Source organism: Synechococcales cyanobacterium T60_A2020_003 (genome assembly GCA_015272205.1).
Taxonomy (GTDB): domain Bacteria; phylum Cyanobacteriota; class Cyanobacteriia; order RECH01; family RECH01; genus JACYMB01.
Window position 1 is genome coordinate 1 of record JACYMB010000193.1, and the last position, 5,493, is coordinate 5,493.

Consider the following 5,493-nt stretch of genomic DNA (forward strand, 5'->3'; position numbering starts at 1 on the left):
GTCTAAATGAGATCGATAGCGCTGGTAGATGTCTGCAACCTGTGGATCGTGTCCGGCAGCGTCCCCAAGCAAGGCCAGCAGGGTTTCAATGGCTTGGAGTTGACTGACCGGATCAGGGGCGATCGCCAGCCAGTGTTCGGTGAGTTCCAACGCACGGGGACGAGCGATCGCGCCACTTTCGCGGAGGATGGCAACGATATCGCTGATGCGCTCGATGGCGGTATTGTCTAGCTGGATGCTCCAGTCGGCATAGGCGATCGCGGGTGAAAGACGCGACTGTTCGTAGCAGGTACGGGCAGCCTGATAGAGCGCTTCGGCAAATCTATTTTTCACATCACCGTCTATGGTTAACCCATGCACACAGAAGGCGGCGAAGTCAACGCTGGTTGGATGGGTCGGTTCCTGGATCAACAATGACTCACACATCGACAAAAGGCGATCGCTCTGGGCTGCTGTCCACGGTTCCACCGGAGACTCGTCGGTTGATGCCGGGATAGGATTAAGGCTGATCAGATGGGCTACAACTGGGGCGATCGCCTCTGCGGAATTGGACTGAGCAGCAATGCCGAGACTTAATACGTCGAGAATAGTATCTCTATTTTCTGGATCCAATTCAAGGCAGCATTGGGCGAGTTCCCAGGCCACATCGGTTTTGTTCTGCGATCGCGCTGCTTGAATTTCGGAGTGTAGCACCTCTAGTAACGCAGGCACAGCCGCTTCTGGATCGGACAAATTTGCCATTTCTGCCGCTAGCATGAGTCCATCCAGCCACAGGGCTTGGGCGAGATCGGGTTGGTCCGTCAGGAGCAACGCCATGCCTAAATACCAAAAGTAGAGAGGTTGAACGTCCCCATTGGCGATCGCCTCTTCGCAGGTTTGAATGACGGCATCGTACTTGCCTGCCCGAAATTGAGCAGCGATGGAATGAGGGGAATCAGTTTCTATGGCAGTATCCATAAGCTTTTGCCTATCTTGACGGTTGTATATTGGGTGCGGGAGTTTAACCACACCAGATTTGCCACATTTGCTCATAGGCGGCTTCCATCTCACGGGCAAATTGTTTGGCATTCCAAAGGGGAGCGGTGTGACGAGATTTCCGCAGTTTCCAATACACATCTCGACGTAAGTTTTCATCCTGTCCCATCCGAATCCCCCACTCCACGTACTCCTCATCACTCCAGGCAATCCCTTCAGTGATTCCAGCATTCATCATCATCGTGTAGCTGTTGCGGGCGGCAAATTGTTCACCGACGCGGGTGACGATGGGCAGTCCCATCCACAAAGCTTCGAGGGTGGTGGTTGCACCGTTGTAGGGATAGGTATCAAGGACGACATCTGCTAGTTGCAGGTTGGCGCGATGTTCAAATTCGAGAGGAAAATCGGGAAGAAATCGGAGGCGATCGCTCCCTACACCAATCTCCTCGGCTAGATCAAAGAAGAAAGACTGGAGAAGATCGGGATCTGACCCCGTACTTTTAATTAGAAAATAGCTGCTAGGCACAGCTTTGAGAATTTGCAATTGTACTTTAACGTTATGGGGATTGCGTTTCAGGCCAGTCTGGGAACTGAGATAGACGATCGCTCTGTCGGGAATACCTAAATCCTGTCGGCGTAGTGTAGGCGTGAAGATTTCAAACCCATCGACCGCAATATAGGTTTTAGGAAGCCGCCAGATTTTTTCCTGATAGTACTGATCGGCAGAATCAGGCAACACATAGGAGTCGGCGATAAAGTAATCTACGGCTGGAATACCGGAACCGTCAAACCCTAGCCAACTGATCTGCACAGGCGCAGGCTTAAGGGACATCGCAGTGAGAAATGTTGGCTCGGTCATTCCGTCTAAGTCTACGAGAATATCGATCTCATCGTTGAAGATTTGCTCAGCGATCGCCTGACCAGTTGCAGAAACCGTATGAAAGCGATCGCTATAGTCGCGTCTGAGTGCATCTTGAACAAAGTCATCGCGTTTTGTTGTTGAGGTGTAGAGATGGACTTCAACGCGATCGCGATCGTGATAATGCAGCAACCATCGACTGAGCCATCCTACCGAATGCTGACGTAGCGTTTCGGCAATATAGCCCACGCGGATAGGTCGATCGAGTGTGCGTCGTCCGGTGGACTGATGCGAGGCATGGTATTTTTTGACGCTGGAGGGCAGAAGTGATTGGGTATGGACTTGGGCGGCAGTAGCTAAACGATTGCGAATGGGGCGAAAAGTTGGGGGATTGTCATTGAAATAAAAATAGGGGAATCCGCCTGCCGTTAACTTATATAAATCGCCTAGCTGTTCGACGTAGAGAGAGAGTTGCTCGCTGTCGGTGAGGGGATCAAGTGTAGAAATTGGTTCTACAGCGATCGCCAACTCTTGTAGAAGTCTCTCATAGTCCTGAAAGATGGTTTGCACCTTTTGGAGTTGTCCACCACTGTGAAGTAGTCTTAATATCAGTGCTTCCATTGCACGTAACCGATCAACTGGACGCTTTGCCAAGCTCAGCCCTCGTTCTGCAAGTTCGATGGCCTCTCGGCGAGACTCTAAATCAAGAATGAGGATATCTGTTGCTTCTTCAAGAAGCTCTAGGTTTTCAGGAGAAACTTGAATGGCGTGACGGATGAGGGCGATCGCCCAATCGTGACGAAACTGCTTTTGGTGATGTCGGGCGGCTTTTTGAAGCGCACTGGCGATCGCATTGGCTTGAGGCGTGGTTTGGGTAAACTGAATGCAGGTGGCGATGAAGGTTTGAGTAGCAGGATGGGCTGGATCTTGCTCCAGCAACCGATATAAAAGCTGGGCTGTTTTCCCCACGTTTGACGGGGAAAATAGAGTTTCAGATGCAGGGGCGATCGCGTTGAAATAGTCAATTTCAGCATCGTCTAGGGATAGCGTGTGCGCCTGAAGCCCTACCAAAATCAAATCTCGAAGACTCACAGGATTCTCTGGCACAAACTCACACTGATAGCGCCGCACGATCCACGCAGATCGCGCATCTCTACGAGCCTCGCATCGTTGTGCTTCAGCCTCCAACGACTCGGCCAGTTGCGTGGTTAGGTATGCCTGTTCAGACTCCAACTCGGCTTCCATCAGTATGGTCATCCACACGGACTGGGCTTCTTCTTCCTGATCGTTGAGCAGTAGGGCAATGCCATAGTTCCAGTACAGTTCAACATTCTCTGGCTCACGATCCAGGGCTTGCGCGTAGACCGCCACCGCATCGGCATAGTGACCTTGAGTGAGGAGATTATCAGCGAGAATAGCGGGGGAAGGTTCCATAGAGCTTGAGTCCACAGATTGAGTAAATCTGTAGGGTGGGCTGCCCACCCTACGGTTGATCGCTACGGTTGATCGCGCCATTACGTTACTCAGCAGACGTTACTATCGTGCCCAAAAAGGTCAGTAAAGTAGCAGTATTTTCCTATCAAGCAAAGAGTCGTCAGATCTTTGCAGACTGACGACTCTTTGTGAATTTGAACGTTGCTCAATCAGGATAGGACTTATTATTCTTCTTCACCTAAAGGTTTACCCTCGGTACATGCCAAGTCAGCTCCTTCACCCTCAGGAGCGCCTAATTCCCCATCTTTATCCAGGTAGTCTTCAGATTCACAAATGATTGTACGCATAACAGCGTTGGTATCCACAGAAACCCCACCAGAATAACCCTTGGTTCGGTCAAAGTTATTTTTAGCAGTCGTCGTTTGCAAGCTTTCGCCGTCTGGAGCATCCAATGTGTAGCCATAGTTCTTGCCGTTGGTCTTCAAGCCTAAGCCCAAGGCGTCAATATCACTCGTAAACGCACCGTTCTCCATGTAGTAAGCTTGCTCCCCTCGGTTGATAGCACCAATCTGGTTCTTCGCTTCAGACGCACGAGCCTTGGAGGTCTGGTTCAAGAAAGAAGGCAGGGCAATTGCCGACAAAATACCGATAATAATGATTACAACCAACAGTTCAATGAGGGTAAAACCTTTGTCACTGTTCTTGCGGACGAGGTGCTGAAGGAATTTTGCTTTCAGATCAGTTTTCATGTTTGTTTCTCCTTGAGTTGCGGGATCGCGTAAGTTTGTAAGTTTTGGGTTTTGAGTTGTGGAAGGGGTTTGCTTTCGTCTTCCTGGATATAACTTGCCCACATTCTTCAGGTTTGATATCACCCCTCCCAAACTTTTTTTGGAAATTTTCCAGTCAAAACCTCAAAACCCTAATTCAGCAAGCACTTCAAGCTCAAAAAAATTTTCAAATTTTGCCTTATCCACCTCTCCACAGCCCCAATTATGGGCGTATTCCCCCGGAGACTTTATCAAAATCGATGTGATTAATGTATCTCTTCCAGTCCCCAATCCCTTCTCTACGGTGCCTACACACGTGCTTGACTGAGACTCTGTACGCCTTGATCCCCCCTAGCCCCCCTTACAAAAGGGGGAATCGCAATTAAGCCCCCCTTTTTATAGACGCAAAGCGGCTTCCCGAAGGGTAGGGGAATTTAGAAGAGCTTTACTCAACAGAGGATTGACGCTTCAAGAAATGTCCGATTCCAACTCGGTGCTTGCCCGTTGTTACACCGTTACACCACCATTCTCAGCCCTCAAGCCACGCTTACACCAGCGTGCTGAGGTGTTGAACCAGTTGATCCGCAACCACAACACCTTCAATGCGCTCAACAGGTTCTCCATTCTTAAATAAAACTAGCGTCGGTAACGCTTCAATGCCGTATTGAGTGGCGATCGCCGGATATACATCTGTGTTAATTTTGACGACTCGCATCCGCTGGCTCATTTTCGAATTCACCTGTTCGAGAATCTTAGCCATCATCTGGCAGGGGCCACACCAAGGCGCATAAAAATCGACTAACACTGGCAGTTCAGAATCCGCCAGCATGTCCTGAAAGTTGCTAAACCGCTTTTTGGTTGTCATTGCGATTCACCTTAATAACACTAGGCTTATAGTTCAATCCTAGTGGTCTGGCTCAGAATCGCCTAAGACGTACACAAATGTCTTAATCTCTATAGAGGTGTACGTTAAGAGGCTCGTAATTCATGACCGCATCTCCCCATGCTCAGTCCTTAAAAGGTCAAGTTGCCATCGTAACAGGGGCATCCCGTGGCATTGGTCGCGCTACGGCACTGGCGCTCGCCGCTGAGGGTGCCCATGTGGTGGTGAACTATGCCCGGTCCAGTCAGGCTGCTGATGAGGTTGTTGCGGAAATCGAAGCGCTTCCCGGTGATGCAGAGTCCAAGCCTCAGGCGATCGCCCTGCAAGCGGATGTATCCCAAGCGGATCAGGTCGAGACTCTCTTTGCCCAAGTCATGGAGAAATGGGGGCGAATTGATGTCCTTGTGAACAATGCCGGAATCACGCGAGACACCCTCCTCCTGCGGATGAAGCCCGAAGACTGGCAAGCTGTGATTGACCTCAACTTAACGGGCGTCTTTCTCTGCACAAAGGCGGCCAGTAAGATCATGCTAAAACAGCGTTCGGGGCGCATTGTGAACATCACGTCTGTCGTC

General features: G+C 50.3%; 5 protein-coding genes. 1 reads left to right on the forward strand and 4 read right to left on the reverse strand.

Annotated elements, in window-relative coordinates; genetic code table 11:
- From IGR76_09905 to trxA, 4 genes are all read right to left on the reverse strand, one after another.
- A partial coding sequence (locus IGR76_09905; GenBank protein ID MBF2078811.1) for a hypothetical protein occupies positions 1 to 957 on the reverse strand: 957 nt, incomplete at its 3' end.
- A gap of 43 nt (positions 958 to 1,000) precedes the next feature.
- The gene (locus IGR76_09910) at positions 1,001 to 3,268 is read right to left on the reverse strand and encodes a tetratricopeptide repeat protein (GenBank protein ID MBF2078812.1); all 2,268 of its coding nucleotides are present in this window, start codon (positions 3,266 to 3,268) and stop codon (positions 1,001 to 1,003) included.
- A 224-nt stretch (positions 3,269 to 3,492) separates the two neighbouring features.
- On the reverse strand, positions 3,493 to 4,017 hold the full coding sequence (locus tag IGR76_09915; protein MBF2078813.1) for a type IV pilin-like G/H family protein: 525 nt from the start codon (positions 4,015 to 4,017) through the stop codon (positions 3,493 to 3,495).
- A 565-nt stretch (positions 4,018 to 4,582) separates the two neighbouring features.
- Entirely contained in the window at positions 4,583 to 4,900 is a 318-nt protein-coding gene (trxA, locus tag IGR76_09920; GenBank protein ID MBF2078814.1) for a thioredoxin, read from the reverse strand.
- A 122-nt stretch (positions 4,901 to 5,022) separates the two neighbouring features.
- Between trxA and IGR76_09925 the strand changes: the two genes are divergently transcribed.
- Positions 5,023 to 5,493, forward strand: a 471-nt coding sequence (locus IGR76_09925; protein ID MBF2078815.1) for an SDR family NAD(P)-dependent oxidoreductase, incomplete at its 3' end; no start/stop codon positions are given.